Annotated in this window: 25 protein-coding genes, 3 tRNA genes, 1 other RNA gene and 1 other annotated feature; of the genes, 25 read left to right on the top strand and 4 right to left on the bottom strand. The window is 50.0% G+C overall.

What is annotated here, in order from left to right; translation table 11 throughout:
* Positions 1-35 precede the first annotated feature (35 nt).
* The 4 genes from rnr (at position 36) to HNR45_RS05585 (ending at position 3,977) form a co-directional block, all read left to right on the top strand.
* Positions 36-2,123, top strand: coding sequence for a ribonuclease R (gene rnr, locus HNR45_RS05600; protein WP_159823222.1), 2,088 nt, complete (start codon positions 36-38; stop codon positions 2,121-2,123).
* Positions 2,124-2,137: 14 nt separating this feature from the next.
* Positions 2,138-2,602, top strand: coding sequence for an SsrA-binding protein SmpB (gene smpB, locus HNR45_RS05595; RefSeq protein ID WP_024048403.1), 465 nt, complete (start codon positions 2,138-2,140; stop codon positions 2,600-2,602).
* A 39-nt stretch (positions 2,603-2,641) separates the two neighbouring features.
* Positions 2,642-2,983, top strand: a transfer-messenger RNA (tmRNA) gene (gene ssrA / locus HNR45_RS05590).
* Between the two features lie 217 nt (positions 2,984-3,200).
* Complete coding sequence (locus HNR45_RS05585; protein ID WP_159823221.1) at positions 3,201-3,977, top strand: ATP-grasp domain-containing protein; 777 nt, start codon at positions 3,201-3,203, stop codon at positions 3,975-3,977.
* 37 nt (positions 3,978-4,014) lie between these two features.
* On the opposite strand, the gene cshA is transcribed toward HNR45_RS05585, so the two are convergent.
* Positions 4,015-5,550, bottom strand: coding sequence for a degradosome RNA helicase CshA (gene cshA, locus HNR45_RS05580; RefSeq protein ID WP_024048401.1), 1,536 nt, complete (start codon positions 5,548-5,550; stop codon positions 4,015-4,017).
* A gap of 120 nt (positions 5,551-5,670) precedes the next feature.
* On the opposite strand from cshA, the gene HNR45_RS05575 reads away from it, so the two are divergent.
* From HNR45_RS05575 to cysK, 8 genes are all read left to right on the top strand, one after another.
* Positions 5,671-6,261 carry a hypothetical protein gene (locus HNR45_RS05575; RefSeq protein ID WP_159823220.1) on the top strand — a complete coding sequence of 197 codons (591 nt, stop codon included), beginning with the start codon at positions 5,671-5,673 and terminating at the stop codon, positions 6,259-6,261.
* A 125-nt stretch (positions 6,262-6,386) separates the two neighbouring features.
* Positions 6,387-7,508 carry an exonuclease SbcCD subunit D gene (locus HNR45_RS05570; protein ID WP_159823219.1) on the top strand — a complete coding sequence of 374 codons (1,122 nt, stop codon included), beginning with the start codon at positions 6,387-6,389 and terminating at the stop codon, positions 7,506-7,508.
* Positions 7,505-10,555: an SbcC/MukB-like Walker B domain-containing protein gene (locus HNR45_RS05565; protein ID WP_159823218.1), complete on the top strand. Its 3,051-nt coding sequence runs from the start codon at positions 7,505-7,507 to the stop codon at positions 10,553-10,555. Before HNR45_RS05570 ends, HNR45_RS05565 begins: the two co-directional genes overlap by 4 nt.
* Positions 10,556-10,634: 79 nt before the next feature.
* Positions 10,635-11,006, top strand: a complete 372-nt coding sequence (locus tag HNR45_RS05560) for a VOC family protein (RefSeq protein WP_159823217.1) — start codon at positions 10,635-10,637, stop codon at positions 11,004-11,006.
* Positions 11,006-11,719 (top strand): tRNA threonylcarbamoyladenosine dehydratase, encoded by a 714-nt coding sequence (locus tag HNR45_RS05555; RefSeq protein WP_159823216.1) that lies wholly within the window; start codon positions 11,006-11,008, stop codon positions 11,717-11,719. Before HNR45_RS05560 ends, HNR45_RS05555 begins: the two co-directional genes overlap by 1 nt.
* Entirely contained in the window at positions 11,716-12,147 is a 432-nt protein-coding gene (locus HNR45_RS05550) for a peptidylprolyl isomerase (RefSeq protein ID WP_024049185.1), read from the top strand. The genes HNR45_RS05555 and HNR45_RS05550 overlap by 4 nt, the downstream gene beginning before the upstream one ends.
* 12 nt (positions 12,148-12,159) lie before the next feature.
* Entirely contained in the window at positions 12,160-12,783 is a 624-nt protein-coding gene (locus tag HNR45_RS05545) for a hypothetical protein (RefSeq protein WP_159823215.1), read from the top strand.
* Between the two features lie 42 nt (positions 12,784-12,825).
* Positions 12,826-13,764 carry a cysteine synthase A gene (gene cysK, locus HNR45_RS05540; RefSeq protein ID WP_159823214.1) on the top strand — a complete coding sequence of 313 codons (939 nt, stop codon included), beginning with the start codon at positions 12,826-12,828 and terminating at the stop codon, positions 13,762-13,764.
* A gap of 45 nt (positions 13,765-13,809) precedes the next feature.
* Here cysK and HNR45_RS05535 read toward each other — a convergent pair whose 3' ends face one another.
* Positions 13,810-15,180, bottom strand: a complete 1,371-nt coding sequence (locus HNR45_RS05535) for an aminopeptidase (protein WP_159823213.1) — start codon at positions 15,178-15,180, stop codon at positions 13,810-13,812.
* 33 nt (positions 15,181-15,213) lie between these two features.
* Positions 15,214-15,981, bottom strand: a complete 768-nt coding sequence (locus HNR45_RS05530; protein WP_184327572.1) for a sulfite exporter TauE/SafE family protein — start codon at positions 15,979-15,981, stop codon at positions 15,214-15,216.
* Between the two features lie 85 nt (positions 15,982-16,066).
* Between HNR45_RS05530 and HNR45_RS05525 the strand changes: the two genes are divergently transcribed.
* The 13 genes from HNR45_RS05525 (at position 16,067) to HNR45_RS05465 (ending at position 24,490) form a co-directional block, all read left to right on the top strand.
* Positions 16,067-16,504 carry a cupin domain-containing protein gene (locus HNR45_RS05525; protein ID WP_159823212.1) on the top strand — a complete coding sequence of 146 codons (438 nt, stop codon included), beginning with the start codon at positions 16,067-16,069 and terminating at the stop codon, positions 16,502-16,504.
* Complete coding sequence (msrB, locus tag HNR45_RS05520) at positions 16,501-16,941, top strand: peptide-methionine (R)-S-oxide reductase MsrB (protein ID WP_159823211.1); 441 nt, start codon at positions 16,501-16,503, stop codon at positions 16,939-16,941. The genes HNR45_RS05525 and msrB overlap by 4 nt, the downstream gene beginning before the upstream one ends.
* Positions 16,942-16,975: 34 nt before the next feature.
* Positions 16,976-17,242: a binding site (T-box leader), on the top strand.
* A 40-nt stretch (positions 17,243-17,282) separates the two neighbouring features.
* Positions 17,283-18,272: an ABC transporter substrate-binding protein gene (locus HNR45_RS05515; protein ID WP_159823210.1), complete on the top strand. Its 990-nt coding sequence runs from the start codon at positions 17,283-17,285 to the stop codon at positions 18,270-18,272.
* A gap of 223 nt (positions 18,273-18,495) precedes the next feature.
* Positions 18,496-19,185, top strand: a complete 690-nt coding sequence (locus tag HNR45_RS05510; RefSeq protein ID WP_024049193.1) for a YggS family pyridoxal phosphate-dependent enzyme — start codon at positions 18,496-18,498, stop codon at positions 19,183-19,185.
* An 11-nt stretch (positions 19,186-19,196) separates the two neighbouring features.
* Positions 19,197-19,658, top strand: a complete 462-nt coding sequence (locus tag HNR45_RS05505) for a cell division protein SepF (protein WP_024049194.1) — start codon at positions 19,197-19,199, stop codon at positions 19,656-19,658.
* On the top strand, positions 19,655-20,458 hold the full coding sequence (gene proC, locus HNR45_RS05500) for a pyrroline-5-carboxylate reductase (RefSeq protein WP_159823209.1): 804 nt from the start codon (positions 19,655-19,657) through the stop codon (positions 20,456-20,458). The genes HNR45_RS05505 and proC overlap by 4 nt, the downstream gene beginning before the upstream one ends.
* Positions 20,451-21,236, top strand: a complete 786-nt coding sequence (locus HNR45_RS05495; RefSeq protein ID WP_034437861.1) for a YlmH family RNA-binding protein — start codon at positions 20,451-20,453, stop codon at positions 21,234-21,236. Before proC ends, HNR45_RS05495 begins: the two co-directional genes overlap by 8 nt.
* A gap of 14 nt (positions 21,237-21,250) precedes the next feature.
* The gene (locus tag HNR45_RS05490; RefSeq protein WP_034437860.1) at positions 21,251-21,862 is read left to right on the top strand and encodes a DivIVA domain-containing protein; all 612 of its coding nucleotides are present in this window, start codon (positions 21,251-21,253) and stop codon (positions 21,860-21,862) included.
* A 1-nt stretch (position 21,863) separates the two neighbouring features.
* A complete protein-coding gene (gene speE / locus HNR45_RS05485; protein ID WP_159823208.1) occupies positions 21,864-22,739 on the top strand; it encodes a polyamine aminopropyltransferase in 876 nt (291 codons plus the stop codon).
* Positions 22,740-22,799: 60 nt separating this feature from the next.
* A tRNA-His gene (locus tag HNR45_RS05480) sits at positions 22,800-22,875 on the top strand.
* A gap of 1 nt (position 22,876) precedes the next feature.
* Positions 22,877-22,951, top strand: a tRNA-Gln gene (locus HNR45_RS05475).
* 4 nt (positions 22,952-22,955) lie between these two features.
* Positions 22,956-23,031: transfer RNA gene (locus HNR45_RS05470), tRNA-Lys, on the top strand.
* Positions 23,032-23,215: 184 nt separating this feature from the next.
* Positions 23,216-24,490, top strand: coding sequence for an ArsB/NhaD family transporter (locus HNR45_RS05465; protein ID WP_024048015.1), 1,275 nt, complete (start codon positions 23,216-23,218; stop codon positions 24,488-24,490).
* Positions 24,491-24,595: 105 nt separating this feature from the next.
* Here HNR45_RS05465 and HNR45_RS07255 read toward each other — a convergent pair.
* The coding region (locus HNR45_RS07255; RefSeq protein ID WP_221417817.1) for a hypothetical protein at positions 24,596-24,799 on the bottom strand (204 nt) is incomplete at its 5' end.

The following is a 24,799-nucleotide window of genomic DNA, read 5'->3' as shown; positions in this document are numbered from 1 at the left end:
CGCTGAGGCGGGCTTTTTGTTTCCGGAGGTGGCGTATGGCAAAGCGAGTGATTGACCGAATGCAGGGATACAGTCCCGGACAAATGGTAACGGGCGTATACAAAGGATACGCTACAAATTTCGGATTTTTGATTACCGACGATAAACATGAAGATATTTATATCGGCAAAGAACGTCGCGGTAATGCCATGCACAACGATACCGTACAGGTGGAAGTGCTCGAACGCAAATCACAGGCCGGTAAGTATGAAGGGCAGGTAGTACGGGTCGTCACGCACGCGAATGAAACGGTAGTCGGTACATTTGAATTGCAGAAAAATTTTGCGGTTGTAACGCCGGACGATGAGCGCATGGGGGCGGACATTTATATTCCCGCCGATCAAATGCAAGATGCCAAAAGCGGCGCCAAGGTGCTGGTACGCATCACTAAATGGCCGGAAGCAAAGCGCATGGCAGAAGGCATTATCGAAGAAGTGCTCGGTTACGAGGGCGATAAAGGGTTGGATATCAGCTTGATTATTGCCAGCCACCATATCCCCAAAATATTTCCGAAAGAAGTTCTTGACGAAGCGGAACGAGTTGCGAAAATACCGATTACACCGGGGGATCGGATGGATTTCCGAGATCAGCCGATTATCACGATCGACGGTGCGGATGCCAAAGATTTTGACGATGCCGTATACTGTCGCACATTGGACAACGGCAATACGGAGCTGGGCGTTCATATCGCCGATGTCAGCTGGTATGTGAAACGCGGTTCGGAATTGGATAAAGAAGCATTTCGCCGCGGTACCAGCGTGTACTTGGCGGATCGCGTTATTCCGATGTTGCCGGAAGTGCTTTCAAACGGTGTCTGCAGCTTAAATGAAGGCGTCGATCGCTATACCATGTCCGTGGTCATGGAAGTCAACAAAGCGGGCGAAGTGGTGAACTCTAAAATAGGCCCCGGCATCATTAAAAGTGCTCGCCGTTGTACCTACGCGGAAGTTCGTAAAGCACTGTTGGAAGATATTTATCCGGACAATTTAGAACCACATCTTACGATGCTCAAAACCTGGCAGGAACTGGCGGAACGTTTGATTCGCATGCGTACGGAACGCGGCGCGTTGAGTTTTGATTTCCCTGAATTCAAAATCTTGCTGGATGAAGAGGGTAAGCCGATCCAGATCGCCAAACGTGACCGCACCATTGCCGAAAAAATGGTTGAAGAGGCTATGTTGTTGGCCAATGAAACGATCGCACAGTTTATCTCGAAAGAAAATCGGGTCGCCATTTTCCGTGTGCACCAATCACCGGACAAAGAAAAACTGCAAATGGTTTTGAACCTGTTGCAGGTTTGGGGTGTGCAAATCGAATTGGGCGCGGAAGTAGAGTCGAAAGACGTTCAAAAAATGTTGGCCGTTGCCGAAGAACACGGCATCCAACCGATTATTGAAACAATGACGCTGCGTTCGTTGCCGCAAGCCTATTATGACATCGTTAATTGGGGGCATTTCGGTTTGGCCTCCGAATGTTACACACATTTCACATCGCCGATTCGACGTTATCCGGATCTCGTGGTGCACCGTTTGGTCCGTGAAGTTTTGGCGGGCAAATCGCAGCCGGCGCGCGATAAACAATGGCTAGGGCGCGCGGCGGAGCAGTCTTCGATGGCGGAACGCAGAGCGGTAGAAGCGGAACGTGAAACCAACGATTTGAAACGGACGGAATACATGGCACCGTTTGTCGGCGAAGCGTTTGATGCGACCGTCACAGGACTTGCCAATTTCGGTATATTTGTCGCCCTGGATAACGGCGCGGAGGGATTGGTCCATACCGACGTGATCGATAATGGGCAAGGCCATTTTGAGGAACGGGATTATACGTTTAAAGATCATGGCGGACAAACGATTTTCCAGTTGGGTGATACCGTTCGCGTGACATTGGCGAAAGCCGATATCGAACATCGCACACTCGACTTCCTGCTCGGAGAATTTAACTCGCTTGAAGAAGTCGCACAGGCATCGGCGGCCATCCGCAGTCGCAATAAGGGCAAGAGTAAGACGAAAGCGGCGAAAAAGCTGGCCAAGGCGAAACGACTAAAAAATAAAAACGGTAAGCGAGGCAAACGCCGCCGTCGCTAGTAAACGGAGGAAATATGGCGCGCGAGAATACACGACAAATTACAGATAACCGCAAGGCAAGACACGATTACTTTGTGCACGAAACGTATGAAGCCGGCCTTGCTCTTTTTGGAACGGAAGTTAAATCCCTGCGTGCCGGCAAGGTGAATTTAAAAGACGGGTTCGTCAGGATACATCAAGGCGAGCTGTGGCTTTACAACGTGCATATCAGCCCTTACGAACAGGGCAATCGGTTCAATCAGGACCCGTTGCGTAACCGCAAGCTTTTGATGCATAAAAGTGAGATCCACCGCTTGTTCGGCAAAGTGCAGCAAAAGGGTTACACGCTCATTCCGCTCTCGTTATATTGGTCGCGTGGCAAAGTGAAAGTTAAATTGGGCCTTTGCACCGGTAAAAAGAATTATGATAAACGCCGCGACTTAGCGGAAAAAAGTGCGAAGCGCGATATGGATCGTGCCCTTGCCGCGCGGCATGCTTGAACAAACAAAACGATTGTGGTATGCTACACTTACTACTTCGGGGACGCACTGGTTTCGACAGGAGTAGTTGTGCTAATGACAGCGGGTCGGGATCCCAGTCATCCCGTTAAACACCGGACTTAACTTACACGCAAACAACGAATTTGCACTGGCAGCTTAATGCCACGCCGCCTTATGTTTTCCTACGGCATAAGCTCGGCGTCAACCGGTAGGATACGTTAACGCGCGCGACTGACGCACGTTAGCGGAAACTCTTCAGTCTAGCGGCGGTCGGCTTGTTCATGAGCGAAGCCGTTGCGAAATCCCGATCATGAACTGCACCCGGAGCGGTTGTTAGGGCAATACTTTTGGACAGGGGTTCGACTCCCCTCGTCTCCACCATACAATCACACGCCAAATGTATTTGGCATAGGATAAATCGATAAAAATGGAAAGAAACAATTCTTTTGCGGAACCGACGTAAATGAATTGTTTCTTTATTTATCGCCATTGCGAAACTTTTGTGAGAGCACAAAAGATGGTAAAATAAACTCGAATATAAACCTTCCCTTTGCGGACAGGTAAACTATACAAGCGTGCAAGAGGAAAGGAGAGCGGCATGAAAGCGTTATTGCGCAAAAATCATGACGGTTTACTCTACGACCATCATATGCACATCGCCTATGAAGGGTTCAAACAACTGGGAGATGTGGACTTTTACACCACCGTGCATGCCTTACAAGCGGTGGATCCGGCCACGGTCATTGTCGGCAGTGAACAGGATTTGCACGATCTCTTAACGGGCTGGGACATCGAATGTCCGAATTTGGATTATCCGGAAGAACTGCAGGAATTTCTCGGGCGGAAAATTTGGCCGTCCACGCTTTTTACGATTACGAATGATCCGTCATTGTGGCGCGTATTTATCAAGCCGCGCAAAGAAACGAAACGCTTTATCGGCACTGTCCTGGAAGAAACAAGTGATTTGGTAAAGCTCGGCGGTTTTGTTTCGGATATTGACGTTTGGTGCAGTGAAAAAATAGAATTTATTTCGGAGTGGCGCGTCTATGTTTGTGACGGAGTGCCGCTCGGAATGTTCTGGTATAAAGGTAAATGGGATATCACGCCGGATGTAGATATTATTCAGCGCGCGATCGCAGCGTACCACTCCGCACCGCGCGGTTATGCCATCGATTTCGGTGTGGACAGCGAAGGCCGCACATTACTGGTGGAAGTTAACGACGGTTTCGGGTTAGGAAATTACGGTTTGCCGCCGGTACCCTATGCGCAGCTTCTGACGGCACGTTGGCAGGAGCTGACAGCCGATTTGGCAAGGGAATATCAAAAGGAAACAGAAACGCAGGATAGCGATACAGAATCCGCTGCGAAGCAATAAAAAAAGACGCGCAAGCGTCTTTTTTATTGCTTATTAATCAATCACGGAAGTACGGTTCAAAACCGGAGGTGAATTTCTTTTTCTTGCCGCCTTTGCGCGAAGTGGATTTGTAGCCGCGGTCGTTACGATCATTGCGATCACTGCGATCACTGCGTTCGCGACGTTTGCCGCGACTGAAATTGCGCTTTCCGCCGCTACGCTGATTTTGTCCCGAGCGCGGGCCGCGATGCGCAAAATTACCTTTTTTGCGGGCGAGCGGACGTTCCGCCGTGATGTTGACCGGCGTAGTGTCCGGTTCTTCCGTCAGCAGCTTAATCGCCGCCGCGACCAATGTAACGGAATCCAACTCACGCAATAATTCCTCCGCAGAGGCATGGAAACCGTCCAAGTTGTCCTGTTCCGCAGTGCGCACCAAATTGGTCAACGCATTTTTACGGTTGCTTTCAATAACTTGAGACAGACTGGGAATAGCGCGACGGGCAATACGACGACGAATCAAATGTTCGATCGCGCGCAAATGTTCCATTTCGCGCGGTACGACAAATGTCGTTGCCAAACCGGCCTGACCGGCGCGACCGGTACGTCCGACGCGGTGCACGTAGCTTTCCGGATCCTGCGGCATATCGTAGTTGTAGACATGCGTTACGCCGCTGATATCAAGACCGCGCGCCGCCACATCGGTAGCGACCAAAAGATCAATCGTATTTTCACGGAATTGACGCATGACTTTATCACGTTTCGCCTGCGACAAGTCACCGTGCAAACCTTCCGCCGTATAACCGCGTTTCTTTAATGCTTCGGTTACTTCATCGACGCGCCGTTTGGTGCGGCCGAAAATAATCGCAAGCGTCGGATCCTGCATATCCAAAAGGCGGCAGAGTACATCGAATTTCTGGCGTTCCGCTACTTCAATGTAGTCCTGGTCAATCAGATCAATGGTCACTTCTTTCATCTTCATAGTGACATGTTCCGGTTCCGTCAGAAATTTGTCAGCCAATTCACGAATGGCATTCGGCATCGTGGCGGAGAACAGCAGCGTTTGCCGATCCTCCGGCGTAGCGCTGACGATTTTGTTAATGTCATCGATGAAGCCCATGTTGAGCATTTCATCCGCTTCGTCAAGCACAACGAGCCGGATATTGTCGAGTGAAATGGTTCCGCGCTGCATGTGATCCATCAGACGGCCCGGTGTCGCAACAATAATCGGCGGACGTTTGTTAAGACTGCGCAATTGACGGCCCATGTCCTGACCGCCGTAAATCGGCAATGCCCAGTGCGGCAAGTGTTGCGCCAAGCGATTGATCTCTTCTGCCGATTGAATGGCAAGCTCACGTGTCGGCGCCAGCACAAGGGCAAACGGACCTTCCCCTTTGGCCGGTACACGTTCCAGCATCGGAATACCGAATGCCGCTGTTTTACCCGTACCGGTTTGTGCCTGGCCGATCATATCACGGCCGCTCAAAGCGATCGGAATGGCCTCGCGCTGGATCGGTGTCGGCTCTTCAAAACCCATTTCATTCAGGGCGGTAATAATCGGTTTGGATATTTTCAAATTGATAAATTCTTCTAACATCTATTTCCTCCTTTATTCATCAAATATCTATTATATCATGAGATGAGATAAAATCATGCATAAATTCATATATTAATTTGTGCTATACTGAAAATATAAACTTTCCAAAGGGGTGATACGATGCAACGGTGGAAATATTTGGTATTAGCGGTTGGTTTGTCTTTTGGTGTAACAATGACAACAGGCGCGGTAAATTTCGGGATCGGCATCGGTTTCGGTCATCATCACGGCGTCAGCGGTGGAATTTATACCGACATTCCGAGTGAAAGAGATCGTTATGACACGCGCTACCCGCAGTTTGAAAAAAGCTTTGCCATTTTACAACAAGCCGGTTTGCAAGGCGAACGCGTCGGTCGCAATGCGTATGAAGTGACGCTTAAAACCGAACCGCAGAAATGGGTGCCTTGTCTGTTAACGGCGCTGGAGCAAGCCGGTTATACAGCGGTGACGGTTACCACAATGGGGGATGAGAACAATCCTTTTTGGATGATCGAGTACCACGACCCGCAAGCGGAATCATTGTGGCGCGAACATCCGGATCTTGCTCTTACTATACCGCAGCGCCTTTTGGTCTATCGGAGCCATGACAAAACACGGCTGCTTTTGCCGAACACGGAAGCGTTGGCATATGATCAGCGCAACGGTAAAGTGTCCGCGGCAACGGAAGTGCAAACAAGATTATTGGAGACAATCGTTTTAACATTGTCATAAAAAAATCCCCTTCGGGGGATTTTTTTATAATCGTATTTTAGTAAATCATAAGTTATTCATCATTCCCACGCATCGGTAAAAGAGCCTCGATGATATAATAAAAAAAACACATTAAAGGAGCTGCTATGCGCATTATTCATACGGCCGATTGGCATTTAGGACGAATTTTTTATGAACGTTACTTGACGGAAGATCAGGCGTACACGCTGCAAGATTTCAGCGCATTGGTGCGTGACTACCGACCGGACGCTGTGGTGGTGGCGGGCGATATCTATGACCGCGCAGTGCCGCCTACGGATGCCGTGCATTTATGGGATGATATGGTTACGGAATTAAGCTACGCCGCTATTCCTTTGATTGCGATCAGCGGTAATCACGACAGCACCGATCGCTTGTCGTACGGGTCGCGGCTTTTGCGCGAAAGCGGTGTCTATATTTACGGCATGGCCGAAGCCGATACCGCGCCGCTTGTGCTTCATGATGCGGCGGGACCGGTGTATTTTTGCCCGTTTGCGTTTGCCGATCCGGCTACGATACGAATCAAATACGATGAACCGCAGGTGCGTGATTATGACAGCTTATTCCGCGTGCAGGCAGAGCGTCTGTTGCAGCAGGTACCGTCATCGGCCCGGCGTATTGCCGTGGCGCATGCCTTTGTGGCCGGCGGCAGTCCGTCGGATTCGGAACGGCCGCTTTCCGTCGGCGGATCGTCACAGGTAGGAACGGATGTATTCCAAGATTTTCATTACACGATGCTCGGACATTTGCACCGACCGCAAACTATGGCGGAGGGTAAATTGCGTTACAGCGGCTCGTTGTTAAAATACTCCTTCAATGAAGTGGAACAGCAGAAAAGCGTTGATTTGGTCGAGATTGATGCGGCAGGAGCGGTGCGGCGGGAGAGTGTTACCTTGCGCAAGCGTCGTGATTTGCGCATCATCACGGGCGCGTTTCAGGAACTTATGGGCGACCTTACGCCGTCGAGTGACGATTATTTGTTATTACGACTGACGGATGAGGCGCCGGTGCTGGCCGCGATGAGCCGGCTGCGCGAAAAATTTCCGAACGTGCTGGCCCTGGAACCGATCGGCCTCAAAGCGCAGCAGGGCGAGCGCACCACAGCGGACATTCGTCGGTTAACCTATACGGATATGTTTGCGCAATTTATCGAGGATGTCGGCGGTCGGCCGCTCGATGAAACCGAGACACAGGTTATGGCCGAAGTATGGCAGGAGGCGGAGTCATGAGACCGTTACGTTTGATGATGCAGGCGTTCGGCCCCTATGTGGCAGCGCAAACAATTGATTTTACTCGCCTCGGTGAGCGGCAGTTCTTTTTGGTGCACGGACCGACCGGTGCAGGCAAGACGACGATTTTCGACGCGATTTGTTTTGCGCTTTACGGCAAAACCAGCAGCGAACGTGACGCGCGTAATATGCGCAGTGCGTATGCACCGACATCGTTACCGACACGGGTGGAACTTGATTTTGCGCTCGGCGATACCTGCTATCGTGTCGTGCGTGAGCCGGCGCAACGCCTGAGCAAACAACGGGGGACGGGAACAACGGAGCGCCCCGCCAAAGTGGAATTTGTCAAGATCGCAGGTGACGGCAAGGAATTGGAATCGATGGGCGATCGCAATGTGCAAGGCAAAATTTTGGACCTGATCTGTTTTGATGTCGATCAGTTCCGTCAGGTCGTGCTTTTGCCGCAGGGGAATTTTCGTCAACTTTTATTGGCGAGCTCGGCGGAACGAGAGCAGATTTTGGCCAAACTTTTTGCGACGGAAATCGCCGCCCGCGTAGCGTCGTTATTGAAAGAGCGCGCTCAGGCGCTCGCGTCATCTTTTGAAGAGGCGAAGCGCGATCGGGAACGCGATTTGGGGGCGGAAAATGTTACCACGGAAGAAGAATTGCAATCTGCCATACAAATAACCCAAGCGGAATGGAACGAAGCGAAAGACGCGGAGCTCGTTTTGGCAAAAGCTCGCCAAGAAGCACAGCAGTCGGCGCAAGCAGCGCAGACATGGCAAGACCTTAAAAGCAAAGAAAAAATCGCGCTCGCTGTGCAGAAAAAGCTTGCCGACGAGTCCGAAATGATGCAAGAAAAGGCCGCAGAACTGGAGCGTTGGCAAAAGGCAACAACAATGGCCGACAGCATGCAGGCGCTCACCGATGAACAAACGAAGGGATCCCGATATCGTCAGCAGCAAAGCGAGTGGGAACCGGAATTAAAACAACTGCAAGAGGAGACTCTTTACTGGGCAAAAGAGGAAGAATTTTTAGATGCGGAACGTTCCGCGCAAAGTGAATATAAACTGGAACAAGAGCGGTTAACGAGAGTCATCGGTTGGTTTGATGAAGTAGCGCAATTGACACGGCAAGAAGAAGAGAATCAAAAGAAACACGCTGCGGCGGAAGAGCGGCAAAAAGCGGCGCAGGCGGAAGCGGAACGGTTCGCGAAAGCCATCACGGATCTTTCCGAGCAAGGGAATGCGCTTCGTGAGTTGGCAGAGAAAGAGCCGATTTGGGAAGAAAAATTGGCGTCGCATAAACGACGGCAAAAGGAATACCAAGCGTATCGGAAACGTCAGCAAGACCATGATGCGGTCAGAGGGGATATTGAAACCCTGAAAAACACGCTTGCTTTGCAGCAAACCGCTTTGCAAAACGTTGTTAAAAAGCGGGAACACTTGGCCGATCTGCGTGAAAAAAACTGGGCGGCATGGTTAGGCGCGGAACTTACGGCGGGCACTCCCTGCCCGGTATGCGGATCTCTGCATCATCCGCAACCGGCGGTGACCGATGAGGAAATGCCGGATGAAGCAACGTGGCAAGATGCGCAGGAAGAAGAAAAGCTGGCGCAGGAAAAATTAGCGGCAACGCAACAGCTTTTGAGCCAGCTGACGGAACGTGAATCCCTGTTGGCACAGGAGTTGAACGCGGCGGATGCTTTGTTGGCATCGCTTACCGATACACAACTTATAGAGCAGGAGACCGAATTGCAGACGAAGCATCAAGAGGCAATGTCTGCGCAAGCGGAATTTGAACGTGTTAAAGTGCAGTTGACCGCGCAACAGGAGCAAGAGAAAAAAGCGAACGAAACACTGCAAAAAATCAATGAAGAACTTGCGAAAATCGAATCGGCGGGAACGGTGGTAACGACCAAACTTGAGGAAGCGCAACGACAGATTCCGCCACAGTTCACAAATGCGGAGTCGGTGAAAGCGCAAGTTGTGCAGTTGCGAGAGAAAATAGAAAACTACGAACGGCGCGAAAAGGCATTTTCGTCAAAGGCGAAAGAGGTTCAAAAAAAGGAGCAGGATCTTCGTCAAGAATACGAAAAAGTGACAAGGCTACTGGAAGAATGCCGTCATAACTATAAAACGAAACGCGACGGATTGCTCGAGCGCGCCAAAGCATCGGGCTTTACCGATATGACGCTGTTGGCCGAGGCGATTGCGCAGGGGCCCTCCATTACCGAGCGTCGGCAAGAAATTCAAAAATATCAAGCGGATTGCATCGCTAACAAAACTCGTTTGGAGGAAATAAAAAAAGAACTGGACGGCATGGCGGCGCCCGACTTGGCAAAAGTTATGGCGGCCGTCAGCCAAGCCGAAAAGGAACATAAAGAGGCGGTCGAGCGAATGACGATGTTCGGCATAAAAGTCAAACGATTGGCGGCCGCCGCGCAAAAAATGAAGGAATACGCGCAGATATTTGCGAAACTCGATCAGGAACAGGCTGTCGTGGGACGTTTATCCGAATTGGCCAATGGCAGTAGCGTGACCGGCGAGCAGGGACGCTTGAGTTTTCAGCGTTATGTTTTACAGACGTTGCTTGACGATGTCATCATGGCCGCCAACGTACGCTTGGAAAAAATGAGTCACCGACGGTACCAGCTTGTGCGTGCACAAGCGGCGACCGACCAACGTCGCGCGGCGGGGTTGGATTTAGAAGTCAACGATTTTTGGACCGGAGATCGCCGGCCCGCCAATACACTTTCGGGTGGCGAAACTTTTCAAGCGTCGCTCGCGCTGGCGTTGGGGCTTGCCGATACGGCGCAGGCCTACGCCGGAGGCTTGCGTTTGGATACCGTGTTTGTCGATGAAGGTTTCGGGACATTGGATGCGGACGCGTTAAACGAAGCGATTCGTATTTTGACGGATTTACGTGAGGGCGGCCGACTTGTCGGCATTATCAGTCACGTAGAAGAATTGCGTCAGCGCATTGATACGCGTTTGGAAATCGAAAAAACGGAAACAGGCAGTCGGGCTCATTGGGTGTTAGGGTAATTGCAGAATATAAAAAAATTTGTTACAATAAGTATATCGAAAATATTCGAATAAGAATTTCAGCAAAGGAGCGATGTCGATGTCCTTTCGATTTGACCATAATAACCTAAATGTTTTGAACTTGGAAAAAAGTCTTGCCTTTTATGAAGAGGCGCTGGGGCTTACCGAAGTTCGCCGCAAAGTAGCGGAGGATGACAGCTTTGTCATCGTCTATTTGGGAGATCATCAGACGGACCATAAGCTGGAGCTCACCTGGTTGCGCGATCGGAAAGAACCGTACAATCTGGGTGACAACGAATTCCATTTGGCGTTCGTGACGGAAGATTATGAAGCCGCTCATGCCAAGCATAAAGCGATGGGCTGTATCTGCTATGAGAATTCTAAAATGGGTATTTATTTTATCGAAGATCCGGACCACTATTGGCTGGAAATCGTGCCGGCGAAAGACTGATGGACGAATTTACACAACGCACTTCATACTTGCTGGGAACTGACGGCGTCGATCGTTTGTCTCGTGCCGCGGTGGCCGTGTTCGGCATCGGGGGTGTCGGTTCCTATGCGGTGGAAGCACTGGCGCGGGCCGGCATCGGTCGCTTGGTGTTGATTGATCCCGACCGCGTCACGGCCAGCAATCGCAACCGACAATTACCGGCTTTAGTGTCGACACTGGGAAAATCAAAGGCGCAGATAATGGCGGAACGTGTCAAAGATATTAACCCGGCGTGTCAAGTAGAAGTTCGTGAAGAGTTTTACTTGCCCCGGGAGGAATCGTATCTGGCAACATTGCATGTTGATTATGTAATCGATGCGATCGATACAGTGACGGCGAAAGTGGGCCTTGCCCGCGAAGCGCAAGCATTACATATACCTATCGTTGCGGCGATGGGCTTAGGTAATAAATTACATCCCGAGCAAATTGAAGTGGCGGATATTTATGCCACCTCCGTGTGCCGCCTGGCACGCGTAATGCGTCGGGAATTAAAACAGGCAGGCGTAGCAAAATTGACCTGCGTATATTCTAAAGAGAAACCGATTGCGCCTCAGTATCCCGAAGGAGCGGAACAGGTTCCGGGCTCCGTTTCTTTTGTACCGCCGGTGGGCGGGATGATACTGGCGGGGCTCGTGATTCGTGCCATTGCACAGAAAGAAGAGGAATTACTATGAAAGCTATTATTACTCTTGAAAATAAAGCGGAAGTTACGATTGAACTGTTTCCGAAAGAAGCGCCGGGCACGGTGAAAAATTTCGCGAAACTGGCCGGCGAAGGATTTTATGACGGCTTGATTTTTCATCGTGTGATTCCGGGTTTCGTCGCCCAGACGGGGTGTCCGAACGGTAACGGTACCGGCGGTCCGGGCTACACCATTCCTTGTGAAACCGAAAATAACCCCCATAAGCATACGCGCGGGGCCGTATCGATGGCGCATCGCGGCAAAGATACGGGTGGCAGCCAATTCTTCATTTGCTTTGAACCGCAGCCGCACTTGAACGGCGTGCACACCGTGTTTGGTCAGGTAACGGACGGTATGGATACTGTAGATTCGATTTTACAGGGCGACCGGATGGAATCAATCCGGATCGTGGAAGAGTAAGAAGGAAAACAGATGTCCATATATTCGTTACAAAAACCCGACCAGCTCGATTTTAAAATCAATGGTCGGATTTGGTACGGGTATTCACAAGATTGGTATCAGGATGAATGGCGCCAACGCGCCGGTTGCGGTCCGACCACCGCGACATATTTAGCGGCGTACTGTTTGCATCGGGATGGCATTTGGAAGGATTTGCAGACTACGAATGCGGTGTTAACGCAAATGAATCGGATTTGGGATTATGTGACACCGCGCCAAGGCGGACTTTTTAAAACGCGTTGGTTACGTGACGGTTTGGAAATGTTTTTTCGGGAAGCGGGAATGCAAAATTATCATGCCCGGATGCTCACGGTGTCGGTAGTCTCTCGTTTTCGTCCTTCGAGCGAAGAAGTGTTGAATTTTATCAAGGCAGGCTTGGACTGTGATTCACCGGTTGCTTTTTTGAACCGCCATCGCGGTAACCAAGAGACGATTGATTCGTGGCATTGGGTGCCGATTGTGCGTTTGGATACCGATCGGTCGCCCGCCATTGCCGATGTTTATGATGAAGGCATCAAAAAAAGTTTTGCGCCGGCGGAATGGGCGAAAGAAACCATGCTGGGCGGCGGCTTTGTGTATTTACAAAAAACGGAATAGTACATTATCTGTACAATGACATAGATGGGAAGAGGTTTTAGAATGAAAATTGCTACATCGATTTTAGATCTTGTGGGCAAAACTCCTTTAGTCGAATTGAAAAAATGGTCGGCTAAACGTAATCTTGCGGCGCAGATTGTCGTAAAATTGGAACGACAAAATCCGGCCGGATCGGTAAAAGACCGCGTGGCGCTGGCGATGATTGACGAAGCGGAAAAAGACGGTTCGCTTGTTCTGGGGATGACCATTGTGGAACCCACGAGCGGTAATACGGGCGTAGGCTTAGCGTTTGCCGGCGCCGTCAAAGGCTACCGTGTGATTTTGGTTATGCCGGAAACGATGAGCGTCGAACGTCGCCAACTGGCTCAGGCGTACGGCGCTGAGATTGTATTGACACCGGGCGCGCAGGGAATGCAGGGAACGGTGGATAAAGCCAACGAGCTGAAAAAAGAATTGGGGAACGTATTCATCCCACAACAATTTGAAAATGCGGCGAATCCGGCGATGCATGAGGCGACTACCGCACGAGAAATCTGGGAAGATACCGACGGTCATGTCGGTGCTTTTGTTGCCGGCGTCGGTACGGGCGGCACGGTGACAGGTGTCGGACGCTTCTTGAAAGAAAAGGATGCCGATGTGAAAGTTTTTGCGGTGGAACCGTCGACTTCTCCGTTGCTCACGGAAGGCAAAGCCGGCAGTCACAAAATTCAGGGCATAGGCGCCAACTTTATCCCGAAAGTTTTGGACCAAGCCGTGTATGATGAAGTGCTCACAGTAACGAATGAAGACGCGATTGCGGCCACGCAGGCACTGGCACGTGAAGAAGGAATTCTGGTCGGGGTATCTTCCGGTGCCGCGTTGGCAGCAGCAACGGCCTTGGCGCAGCGTCCGGAATTTGCCGGCAAGCGTATTGTTGCTTTATTGCCGGATACGGGTGAACGGTATCTTTCGCTCGGCATTTTCGACACAGTCGACAAATAATTTTTATAAAAAAAGAACCTCCGAGGAGGTTCTTTTTTATTTCATTCAGTTGCTCTCGAAAAATGCTTTATACGCAAGGTAAGCGCAATAGGCATCCGTTTTTTCCACGAGTTCCAGCGGCGCATGCATGCTGAGCATCGTCACGCCGCAATCGACCACTTCGCAACCCCAGGCCGCCAGGTACAAAGCGATGGTGCCACCGCCGCCTTGATCGACTTTACCGAGTTCGCCAATCTGCCACGGCACATTATTTTCATTGAAAATGCCGCGAACTTTGCCGAGAAATTCCGCATTGGCATCATTGCTGCCGGACTTACCGCGCGCGCCGGTATACTTCGTTAAAACAATTCCGAAGCCCGTCAATGAAGAATTGTTTTTCTCCATTACATCGGCAAAAGTGGGATCAAAAGATGCGGTCACATCGGCGGAAAGAATTTCAGTATGCCGCAATGTATCACGCAGGGCTCGATGGCTGCCGTCACCTTGCAATTCCAGCAGATCCATAATGAAGTCGGTGACGTAGGAAGAGTTGACCCCCGTGTTGCCATATGAACCTATTTCTTCCTTATCGGTAAATAACGCGACTTGCGTTTTGGTGCTCGGTTTCGCGGCGAGAATGGCGGCGAGATTGCCGTAGGAGCAGACGCGATCGTCCTGACCGTGCGCCATGACAAACGCGCGATCGATACCGACGTCGCGTGCGCATTGCGCCGGAATAACCTCCAACTCCGCACTGGCGAAATCTTCTTCCGTGATGCCGTACTTGTCGCCGAAAATTTTCAGCACCATTTCCTTGGCGGATTTCTTGCCCTCACCGTGACCGCCGATTACCGGTAACAACATTTCGCCGGTGATGGCTTCGTTGAGCTTTTTCTGCGCCTGTGTCTGTCCCAGGTGCGGCAAAATATCGGTGATGTACAATACCGGATCCGCCGCATCCAGACCCATTTCCACGTTGATCAGACTGCCGTCCGTTTTGGCGATCACACCGACGAGAGCAAGCGGCATGCAGACCCATTGATATTTTTTGATACCGCCGTAGTAATGCGTGCGGAGAAATACCAAGCCGTCTTTTTCATCGAGCGGGTTCGCCTTTAAATCGAGACGAGGTGAGTCGATATGAGAGCCGATCAATTTCAGACCTTGACGCATGTCGTCGCGGCCGATAACCGCCATGATGACAGCTTTGCCCTTGTGATCTAAGTACACTTTGTCGCCCGCGTGCAATTCGCTGAAAGAAGACAGCGGTCGGTACCCCGCCGCTTTTGCCTGACGAATAATTTCTTTATTGGCCAGGCGTTCCGTGCGCGCCGCATCCAAAAATTTCTTGTACTCCTCCGCATATTTATAGCAGTCTTTTTGTTGCGTTTGGTTGAATCGATTCCAAACCGGAGTTTTACGTGAATAAGTTTCCATTGCTTACATCCTTTCTCGTAAAGATTTATATCATTATACTAACAATACTAACCGCAAGCCCAGCAAGAGTAAAGCCAGAGCCAGCAAGTTAATAATGATGGGTCCTTGAACACGCTTGGCGAGGCGTGCGCCTATCTGCGCACCGACGATCGAGCCCAGACCGAAGACAATCGCCAGAGGCCAATGAATATGTCCGGCCACGGCGTGCGTTGCGACACCGAATAAAGCGGAAACCGCCAGGACAAAATGACTGGTAGCGGTTGCAATATGAGTCGGAAACCCCAGCAGATAAATCATAGCCGGCACATGAATGACACCGCCGCCGATCCCGAAAATACTGGAGATGAAGCCGACGACGAAACTGATGGCACAACCAAGCGGCTTCGAATACGCAAAGTGGGTGTCGGTGTGCTCAACGCGAGTCGCTTTTTTACGACGATTTTGCCAAAGAATAAAAAGCGAAAGTAGCGTTAAAAAACTGCCGAAGGTGAGCTTGAATAATGCGCCCGAAAAGTAATCGGTGAGGATCGCACCCAAAATCGCACCGGGCAAGGTGCAAACGGCAAACAGCACAGCGGCCTCGTAATGAATACGCTTTTGCCGCATGTACGCGACAGTACCTGAGGCCGCATTACAAAAAACGATCGCCAGCGAGGTACCGGTGATCATTGCCGGTGACCAGGGGAACATAAATAAAAAAAGCGGGACAAATATAATGCCGCCGCCGGCACCGATCAATGTTCCAAATGCCGCTACGAGTGCCCCCAGCAAGAGGTACAATAAAAATTCCAATCCGATCATCCTTTCATTCTTTTTTGATTATAGCATGAATGGATTCGATTTTGCAGAAAGAAAGGTCTGTGCGATAATATGTACGGAGGTTACCATGATTCGTAAACATAAAGATTACTGTTGGGATGATGTTTCCCAATTGGTATATAAAGAAGACAACAGTCCGTTTCGCTCCGTTACCCGACAGGTATTATTTGACGGTGCCGAAGATATTCCCTGCCAGTGGCGCTACTTTGAGGTGGCACCGGGCGGATATTCCACACTCGAGCACCATCAACACACGCATTGGGTAATGATTTTTAGGGGCAAAGGCACGGCGCTGTTGGGGGATGAAGTGCAGGCGGTGTCATTCGGTGATCTGATTACCATTCCTGCTTGGCAATGGCATCAATTTCGCGCGAACCGCGGCGAAGCGCTCGGCTTTTTATGCCTGGTTAATCAGGAGCGAGATAAAGTCACTTTACCGACTGACGCAGAGCTTACCGCGATGAAGGAAAATCCTGCGATTCGTGATTTTTTGGAGGAGCTATGAAAGAAAAGCCGAGCCAACTGGCGCATCTGACCGATATGCAGTATCGTGTCACACAAGAAAATGCGACCGAACCGCCGTTTCAAAATGAATTTTGGGATCAGGAAGCACCGGGACTGTACGTAGACGTGGTCACCGGAGAGCCACTTTTTTCGAGTGAAGATAAATTTGATGCCGGCTGCGGCTGGCCGAGCTTTGATCGGACGCTTGGCGATGCGCCGGTCAGCGAACATCGCGATACGAGCATCCCGGTCATGCCCCGTACGGAAGTGCGCAGCAACGGTGGGCATTTAGGACATGTATTTCCTGATGGGCCGACAGAGACCGGTTTGCGGTATTGTATTAACTCTGCCGCATTACGATTTATTCCGTATGAGCAGCTGGATGAAGCGGGTTACGGCAAATATAAAGAAATATTTACCAAATCATTTGACAAATAAAATTTCGTTTGTTACAATATGAAAAATTTACAAGTCAATGGCAATGAAGGAAAAAAGTACGCTATCAATGAGTCACAGAGAGCCGGCGGATGGTGCAAGACGGTACGAATTGGTCGCCGAAGTTCTTTCCGGAGCTTTCCCGCTGAAATAAGTAGGCGGGAACGGCGTGACGGTCGTTAATGCGTCATGAGTTGATCAAATGATAATTAGGGTGGTACCGCGGAGTTTTCCGTCCCTGGGTGCCATCCTTTTTTGTTTGATAATTAGGGTGGTACCGCGACCGCGTCCCGTCGTCCCTTCTTGGCGAAGGGACGTTTTTATTTAGAGGGAGCGTGAAAAAAATGCAATGGAGCAGTAAACGTTGGGCAGTTATTTTGGGAGTGGTAGGCATAGTCGCGGTGGGCACTCAATTTTTCGGCAAAACGACGGATGTGCAAGGCACAGACAATCCGGTCGTAGGCATTGTTCAAATAGCGCAACATCCGTCGCTGGATGAGGCGAATCGCGGTTTCGTTGCAGCGCTCCAAGAAGCGTACCCCGCTAAAGCGATTACCATTATGCAGGAAAATGCGCAAGGCGAACAATCCAATCTGAAAGCGATCGCGCAGCGTTTTGTCAGCCAAAATGTGCATCTGATCGGAGCGATTTCGACACCGGCGGCGCAGACAATGGCGAACGAAACGGCGACGATTCCGATCGTCGGGACAGCCGTTTCCGATTATGAATCGGCGAAACTCGTGAAAACAAATGCAACGCCGGGTACGAATGTCACCGGGACAAGTGATCGGACACCGGAAGCGGAGCAGGTACAATTGTTGCAACGATTATTGCCGACTGCCAAACGGGTTGGGATCATTTATAATTCCGGCGAAATCAACAGTGAGTTACAGGCGAAAAGTTTTGTGACCGCAGCGCAAGCCGAAGGGCTCAGTGTGACGGAGGCAACGGTTAGCAATGTCAACGATTTGGCACAAGTCGCACAGGCATTGTGCGGTCGTGTCGATGTGATTTACGTACCGACGGACAACGTCATTGCATCTGCCTTACCGACGTTGATTAACGTGACGAACGCCGCCCGCATTCCGGTCATCGGTGCGGCCGCAAGTTATGTGCGGGAAGGCGCACTGGCAGCCCTTTCCGTGGATTATTATCAGATCGGTTATCGTGCCGGTAAAATGGCGGTTAAAATTCTGAAAGGAAATGCGCAACCGCAAACGCTTGCCATTGAGTTGCCGGCAGCGCAAGCCCCGTTGATCAGTCGTTCGGCTGCCAACACGTTGGGAATTACTATTGATGGGGAGCTGGCGAAGACGGCGCAGCTTTGCGACTAACCAAAAGGCACTTGCAATCGCAAGTGCTTTTTGGTGCCAAATGCAAGTTGACATCTGCGGATGGATATGACCTGTGTTTTCAAAACAATAAAAAAGAGGAAATTGTTACGATTTCTTCTTTTTGTTTTGTCACTGTTGGCAATAGTTGCTATAATAATCTGTGATATAGTCGTATATATTAGGAAGTGAAACAGTAAGGAATAAAATAGAGGAAGGTGATGAGATGACGGATATCGCCGCGAATTTGGAGGCGGTGCGTGAAAGGATTCGTAACGCACGGATTCGCTCGGGACGTGTCGATCATGTGCAATTGGTCGCCGTGACCAAGTTTCATCCGGTTACCGCGGTGCAAGAGGCCGTTCGCTTGGGAGTGACCGTTGTCGGCGAAAATCGTGTGCAGGAAGCGGTACAAAAGCAGGCGGAATATACCGGTGCACCGATTTCCTGGCATTTAATCGGGCATCTGCAACGAAACAAAGCCGCACAAGCCGTGCAATATTTTGATTTAATTGAATCCGTCGACTCGGCGCGTATCTTAGAGGCGATTCAAAAGCAGGCCGAAAAAATAGATAAAGTGCAGGACATTTTGCTGCAGTTCAATATTGCGGAAGAACCGCAAAAATACGGACTCAAATTGTCGGAATATGAAGATATATTGGCCGCGGTAGAGGGGGCGTCTCATATCCGTTTGCGCGGGCTGATGTGCATGGCACCGCTCGTGGAAAATCCGGAAGAAGTGCGCCCGGTCTTTCGCGTCGCGTATAATGTGTTTGATGATTTGCGTCAGCGTTATGGTGAAGAGGATATACGCTACCTTTCCATGGGCATGAGTAATGACATGGAAGTGGCGATTGAAGAGGGAGCGAACCTGGTTCGCGTCGGCACCGCGATTTTCGGTAGCCGTGAACAATAAGGAGGAGAACAATGGGCTGGAGAGATAGTTGGAATCGTATGGTGGATAGTGTTTCGGGTAATCATGACGAGTATGATGATGAATACATGGATGATGATGAAGAATACGAAGACGACCGTGTGAACTATCGCACACCGGCAGCAGCAACACCAGTGCAGCAGTCGAAAGCGTATCGGATGATTGTCGTAGAACCGTATACTTTCGGTGACTCTGAAAAAATTGCCGATCATTTGAAATCGTATCGTCCGGTAGTCATCAACTTGGAAAAAACGGAAGATGAAATCGGTCGTCGTTTGATTGACTTCGTCAGCGGTGTTACTTATGCACTTGAAGGTCATATCGAACAAGTCAGCAATGCCATTTTCCTCGCCGTGCCGAACAACATGACAGTCGATACGGAAAACTATACCTATACGACAACTCCGAACTTAAGCGCTGACGTAGCACCCACCTGGGGCAGTCGTCAGCAATGACAAAACTGGGAATTATTGGCGTAGGCGCCATGGGGGGCGCGATTTTGCGCGGCATTTTAGCCGGCAAAGTTGTGGCGACTAATGATGTTTACGTGCGGGAGCATACTCCTGTCAAAACGCAGGAAGTGGCGGAACGCTACGGTGTTAACAAAGCGGATTGGTCGACACTTGCGACCTGCGATGTAGTTATCATCGCGGTCAAGCCGTACAAGGTGAAAGAAGTATTGTCGGAACTTGCGGCGGCGAAATCGCAGGGTGTCATCGTGTCGATTGCCGCGGGAACGACGCTTGCGAAACTTCACGAATGGGGTACAACGAATCTGTCCGTCATACGTGTGATGCCGAATACACCGGTCGATGTGGCCGCGGGAATGATTTCCATCGCACCGTCGGACGATGTAGCAAAAGACGATGTCGCACTGGTAGAATCCATTTTTGCCGCGTTGGGCGAAACGGTTGTCGTTAGCGAAGCGGAATTAACCGCGATGATGGCGCTGGCAGGTGCGGGTCCCGCGTATGTCTACGTCATTATGGATGCGCTGGCGGATGCAGGCGTACGAATCGGCTTGCCGCGCAAGCTGGCCATCAAAGCCGCGGCCCAGACATTGTTCGGTGCTGCCAAAATGCAATTGACGAGCAATACCCATCCGGCGATCTTGCGGGACCAGGTAACCTCTCCCGGCGGCACGACGATTGCGGGTATTCAGGCGATGGAACGAAACGGTTTGCGTGCGGCTTTGATCGAGGGCGTTGTAGCCTGCTATGAGCGTGATCGGGAGTTGGCGCAGACGCATGAATGAACGCGAAAAGATCAGCCGCTATTTTAGCGGATCGGGTAATGGAGAATTAGCCAATCGACTTTTGGACTTGGCGGATCAGGTACGGACACGCCGACCGCTTGCCGTCAGTGATTTTGTCAGTCCGTATGCCGGCCAGATCGCGACCACGATTCGCGCTCACTTTCCCGGCTTGGAAGTCGAGGAAAACGGCGGGTATCATGGCGCGGAACGTATTAAAATCGCATTTTTTCGACCGGAATTCGCCGGCAAAATAGATTGGAATTTGAGCGCTGTGGAAGCAAGCTGGGATCCGCGTTTTCGGCTGCTTGGCCACCGTGATGTGCTGGGATCACTAATGGGGCTGGGATTGGAACGGGAAGTGTTCGGCGATGTTTTAATGCAGCCGACATGTGCGCAGGTAGTCGTTGATCGTGCGATTGTGCCGTATTTGCTACAGAATTGGCAAAAAATTGCCATGGTCAATGTGACGCCACGAGAGATTCCGTTGACCGACCTGGTTCCTAAAATAGAAAAAGTAAAAGAAGTTCGTACGACGGTTGCCTCTTTGCGCCTTGACGCGATCGGAGCTGCCGGTTATGGTATGTCACGCGCTAAAATGGTAGCCGCCATCAGTGCGGAAAAAGTACAAGTCAATTGGCAACGGGCCAAGGGACCTGCGCAAATTGTCGCACAGGGCGATGTTATTTCAGTACGAGGCCGCGGTCGTTTGGTCGTGGCAGAGATTACCGGTACCAGTCGTAAAGGGCGGACCGGTTTGCGTTTGGAACGATATCAATAACGGGAGGAAACCAAATGTTAACACCGATGGATATTCATAATAAAACTTTTTCCAAAGGCTTGCGCGGCTATGCGCAGGAGGAAGTCGAACAGTTTCTGGAAGAAGTCGTTAACGACTATGAAAAAATTTACCGCGAACATCGGGAAATGCAAGAAGAAACCGATATGTTGCGCACGAAATTGAAAAATTACGAAACGATGGAAACGACCATGACATCTACATTGATGATGGCGCAGGAAACGGCGGAAAATGTCAAAGTCAATGCGCGCAAAGAAGCGGAATTGATCATTGCCAAAGCGGAAACGGAGAAAGAACAGATGCTCCGCGATACGGCAGATTCATTACGCAACGCACAGGAACAATACAACCAAATCATGGCCGATATCAGCGTTTTCCGAGCGAAATTACGCTCGTTGCTCGAATCGCAATTAGAGTTGGTGGATACCATGGTAGCGGATCCGTCCCAAGGCATGGCAAACTATGAAACCGTGTCCGAGACGGAAGAAAATAACGAGGAAGAACTTTTCACCGTTACCGATGTAGAAGAAGCGGATTCGCAAGCGATACAAGAGATAGAAGCGGAAGCATCAGATTCCGCAGCGGGTGAAATCGACCGGGAGGCATAAGATGGCGGCAACGCAAACTGCGTGGGTCACTGAAGAACAAAGTCCGTCCGTTAAACTCTCCCTTGCTGCACGGGAAATTTTGCATGAGGAGCAGTCTGAATTTCAGCACATTGTCGTGGCGGACAGCATTCAATTTGGTCGGATGTTGATCTTGGACGGCGTTTTTCAAACCTCTATCGCCGATGAGTGGGTGTATAGCGAAATGATCACCCATGTCCCTTTATGTCTGCATCCGCAGCCGCGCCGCATCCTGATTGTGGGCGGCGGTGACGGCGGTACGGCGCGAGAAGTGTTGCGTCATACTACAGTCGAATCGGTGGAAATGGTTGAGATTGACCCAGCTGTGATTGCTATCGCTAAGAAATACTTGCCCGAAATTGCGGCCGCGCTATTGCAAGATGATCCGCGATTAACCGTTACTGTCGGCGACGGCATTGCCAAAGTGGAAGCGGCAGAGAATGAATATGATGTGATTATTGTTGATTGCTCGGATCCCATTGGCCCCGGGAAAGGCCTTTTTACCGCCGAATTTTATGCCGCTTGTGCACGGGCTTTAAAGGCAGACGGCATCATGGTGCAGCAAACAGAATCGCCGTTCTTCCATCAACAGTTAATTTTCGATGTTCAACAGGCGGTTGCGAAAAGCTTTCCGATGACCCGTCTGTATACAGCACCGATTCCGTTGTATCCCAGCGGCTATCATTCCTTTACGTTGGGAGCTAAAACGCGGGACCCTTTGGCATCGGAATGGCGAACCCCAAGTTTACCGCATTGTCGTTATTACAATACGGAAATCGGTAAAGCTGCATTTGTATTACCGGAATTTGTGCGTCACTTGGTGGCAAGGGACGAAACGCCGATGACAAGTTCTAAATAAATATTGACAGTAATCAAACAAGATGGTAAACTGTTAACTGTTCCGATTTATTCGGACATGGTGGGTATGGTGAAGTGGTTAACACGGCGGATTGTGGCTCCGTTATGCGTGGGTTCGACTCCCACTACTCACCCCACAGGGGTATCGCCAAGCGGTAAGGCAACGGACTTTGACTCCGTCATACGGTGGTTCGAATCCACCTACCCCTGCCAGTATGATCCATTAGCTCAGTTGGTAGAGCACCTGACTTTTAATCAGGGTGTCCCGCGTTCGAGTCGCGGATGGATCACCACATCAAGCCTCTGCTAAGCAGAGGCTTTTTACTTATAGGTAATTATTGTCCACTGATAATAGGCAATTGGCCCGTTTTCGTTGACAGTTCAATCGTTAAATTATACAATGTAAGACGAGCATAGTACTAGATGAAAATATTTTTAATAATATCATAAAATATTATCATGAGGGGCTGAGGCGGAGTGTTTAGCGCGTTTACTTTGTCAATTTTAATATTTGTGACAACCTACGCTGTGATCATGTCAGAGAAATGGCCGCGAACGATTGTTTCATTGGTTGGCGGCATGACAATGATTTTGGTGGGCTTTGTCACGCAGGAAATGGCGATTACCCGTTTTATAGACTTCAATACACTCGGCCTTTTAATCGGGATGATGATGATCGTTGCTGTCGTTAAAAAGACAGGGATGTTCGAAGCCTTCGCTATTTGGGCCGTCAAATTGACACAAGGTCGTTCGCTGCTGTTGATGTTGATGTTTGCATTTTTAACAGCAATTTCGGCAGCGTTCTTGGATGTCGTCACAGCAGTACTGCTAATCGCGCCGATCACTATTTCGTTAACAAAATTTTTGCGTCTTAATGCCTATCCTTTCCTGATCATGGAAATTCTGGCTTCCAATATCGGCGGTACAGGAACGATGGTAGGCGACCCGCCGAACGTCATGATCGGCAGCGCCGTTGGCTTAACGTTTATGGACTTTGTTACCAATACCGGCCCGATCGCTATGTTTGTATTGCTTCTCTGTGTACCTACTTTGCTACTTGTTTTTCGTAAAGAACTTAAACACGAACCTTTTGAAAAATCGCTTTTAGACAAACTGGATCCGAAAAAGCAGATTGCCGATTGGCGGCTATTCCATATTTCGTTAACCGTCTTGGTTTTAACAGTATTCGGGTTTGCCATTCATAATTTGATCGGATTCGAAACAGCGACGATCGCTCTTACCGGTGCGATTGCCATGATGGTTTTTACGGGTGAGACTCCGGAAGAAGCATTGAGCGGTGTAGATTGGAGCACCATCTTCTTCTTCATCGGCCTCTTTGTTCTTGTCGGCGGTATTGAGGCTACCGGTGTTATCGGTTGGGTTGCGAAATGGGCTGTGGAACAGACCCAAGGCAACATCGAAATGACATCTTCCTTGATTCTCTGGATCAGTGCTTTAGCTTCCGCTTTTGTGGATAACATTCCGTTTACTGCAACCATGATTCCGATCATTAAGGAGATGGAAAACGTAATGGGACTTGACCCCAATGTTTTGTGGTGGTCGCTCTCCATTGGTGCTTGCTATGGCGGTAACGGCACGATTATCGGCTCCTCGCCGGGGGTTATTATTGCGGCCTTGGCAGCCCAAAACGGTTACGATATGAGCTTTAAAAAATACTTTATAGTCGGTTTCCCGATGATGTTATTTACCGTATTTGTTGGGCAAGTATACATTTGGTTGCGATACTTCTAAAGATACATATAAAAGGGCGTCCATATGGGCGCCTTTTTATATGTAAGAAATAGTGAGTAAATATTGACTGTTTCTTGACAACGTATATTTAGCGTGATATGATACTTAAGCATCAACAATCCGGTTGGTGCAGAGCATTTCTGATAATTTCAAAAAAGGTGCGAAAAAAGGCTTGACACCAAAGAAAAGAGATGCTATCATAATCAAGTCGCATGAAGCGACACGGTTCTTTGAAAACTGAACAATGCAATGAATTAACGCCAATGTGCGGGTCTGAATATTCAGACCCGAGTCAATTACAAAAGTCCT

The sequence above is a fragment of the Negativicoccus succinicivorans genome, assembly GCF_014207605.1.
GTDB lineage: Bacteria > Bacillota > Negativicutes > Veillonellales > Negativicoccaceae > Negativicoccus > Negativicoccus succinicivorans.
Note: the sequence above shows the minus strand (reverse complement) of the source record. Positions and strands in the feature narration are given on the sequence as shown.

Excerpts from the sequence above, each read along its gene's own strand:
- rnr (WP_159823222.1), top strand. The coding sequence starts at position 36 with ATGGCAAAGCGAGTGATTGACCGAATGCAGGGATACAGTCCCGGACAA.
- smpB (WP_024048403.1), top strand. The coding sequence starts at position 2,138 with ATGGCGCGCGAGAATACACGACAAATTACAGATAACCGCAAGGCAAGA.
- HNR45_RS05585 (WP_159823221.1), top strand. The coding sequence starts at position 3,201 with ATGAAAGCGTTATTGCGCAAAAATCATGACGGTTTACTCTACGACCAT.
- cshA (WP_024048401.1), bottom strand. The coding sequence starts at position 5,550 with ATGTTAGAAGAATTTATCAATTTGAAAATATCCAAACCGATTATTACC.
- HNR45_RS05575 (WP_159823220.1), top strand. The coding sequence starts at position 5,671 with ATGCAACGGTGGAAATATTTGGTATTAGCGGTTGGTTTGTCTTTTGGT.
- HNR45_RS05570 (WP_159823219.1), top strand. The coding sequence starts at position 6,387 with ATGCGCATTATTCATACGGCCGATTGGCATTTAGGACGAATTTTTTAT.
- HNR45_RS05565 (WP_159823218.1), top strand. The coding sequence starts at position 7,505 with ATGAGACCGTTACGTTTGATGATGCAGGCGTTCGGCCCCTATGTGGCA.
- HNR45_RS05560 (WP_159823217.1), top strand. The coding sequence starts at position 10,635 with ATGTCCTTTCGATTTGACCATAATAACCTAAATGTTTTGAACTTGGAA.
- HNR45_RS05555 (WP_159823216.1), top strand. The coding sequence starts at position 11,006 with ATGGACGAATTTACACAACGCACTTCATACTTGCTGGGAACTGACGGC.
- HNR45_RS05550 (WP_024049185.1), top strand. The coding sequence starts at position 11,716 with ATGAAAGCTATTATTACTCTTGAAAATAAAGCGGAAGTTACGATTGAA.
- HNR45_RS05545 (WP_159823215.1), top strand. The coding sequence starts at position 12,160 with ATGTCCATATATTCGTTACAAAAACCCGACCAGCTCGATTTTAAAATC.
- cysK (WP_159823214.1), top strand. The coding sequence starts at position 12,826 with ATGAAAATTGCTACATCGATTTTAGATCTTGTGGGCAAAACTCCTTTA.
- HNR45_RS05535 (WP_159823213.1), bottom strand. The coding sequence starts at position 15,180 with ATGGAAACTTATTCACGTAAAACTCCGGTTTGGAATCGATTCAACCAA.
- HNR45_RS05530 (WP_184327572.1), bottom strand. The coding sequence starts at position 15,981 with ATGATCGGATTGGAATTTTTATTGTACCTCTTGCTGGGGGCACTCGTA.
- HNR45_RS05525 (WP_159823212.1), top strand. The coding sequence starts at position 16,067 with ATGATTCGTAAACATAAAGATTACTGTTGGGATGATGTTTCCCAATTG.
- msrB (WP_159823211.1), top strand. The coding sequence starts at position 16,501 with ATGAAAGAAAAGCCGAGCCAACTGGCGCATCTGACCGATATGCAGTAT.
- HNR45_RS05515 (WP_159823210.1), top strand. The coding sequence starts at position 17,283 with ATGCAATGGAGCAGTAAACGTTGGGCAGTTATTTTGGGAGTGGTAGGC.
- HNR45_RS05510 (WP_024049193.1), top strand. The coding sequence starts at position 18,496 with ATGACGGATATCGCCGCGAATTTGGAGGCGGTGCGTGAAAGGATTCGT.
- HNR45_RS05505 (WP_024049194.1), top strand. The coding sequence starts at position 19,197 with ATGGGCTGGAGAGATAGTTGGAATCGTATGGTGGATAGTGTTTCGGGT.
- proC (WP_159823209.1), top strand. The coding sequence starts at position 19,655 with ATGACAAAACTGGGAATTATTGGCGTAGGCGCCATGGGGGGCGCGATT.
- HNR45_RS05495 (WP_034437861.1), top strand. The coding sequence starts at position 20,451 with ATGAATGAACGCGAAAAGATCAGCCGCTATTTTAGCGGATCGGGTAAT.
- HNR45_RS05490 (WP_034437860.1), top strand. The coding sequence starts at position 21,251 with ATGTTAACACCGATGGATATTCATAATAAAACTTTTTCCAAAGGCTTG.
- speE (WP_159823208.1), top strand. The coding sequence starts at position 21,864 with ATGGCGGCAACGCAAACTGCGTGGGTCACTGAAGAACAAAGTCCGTCC.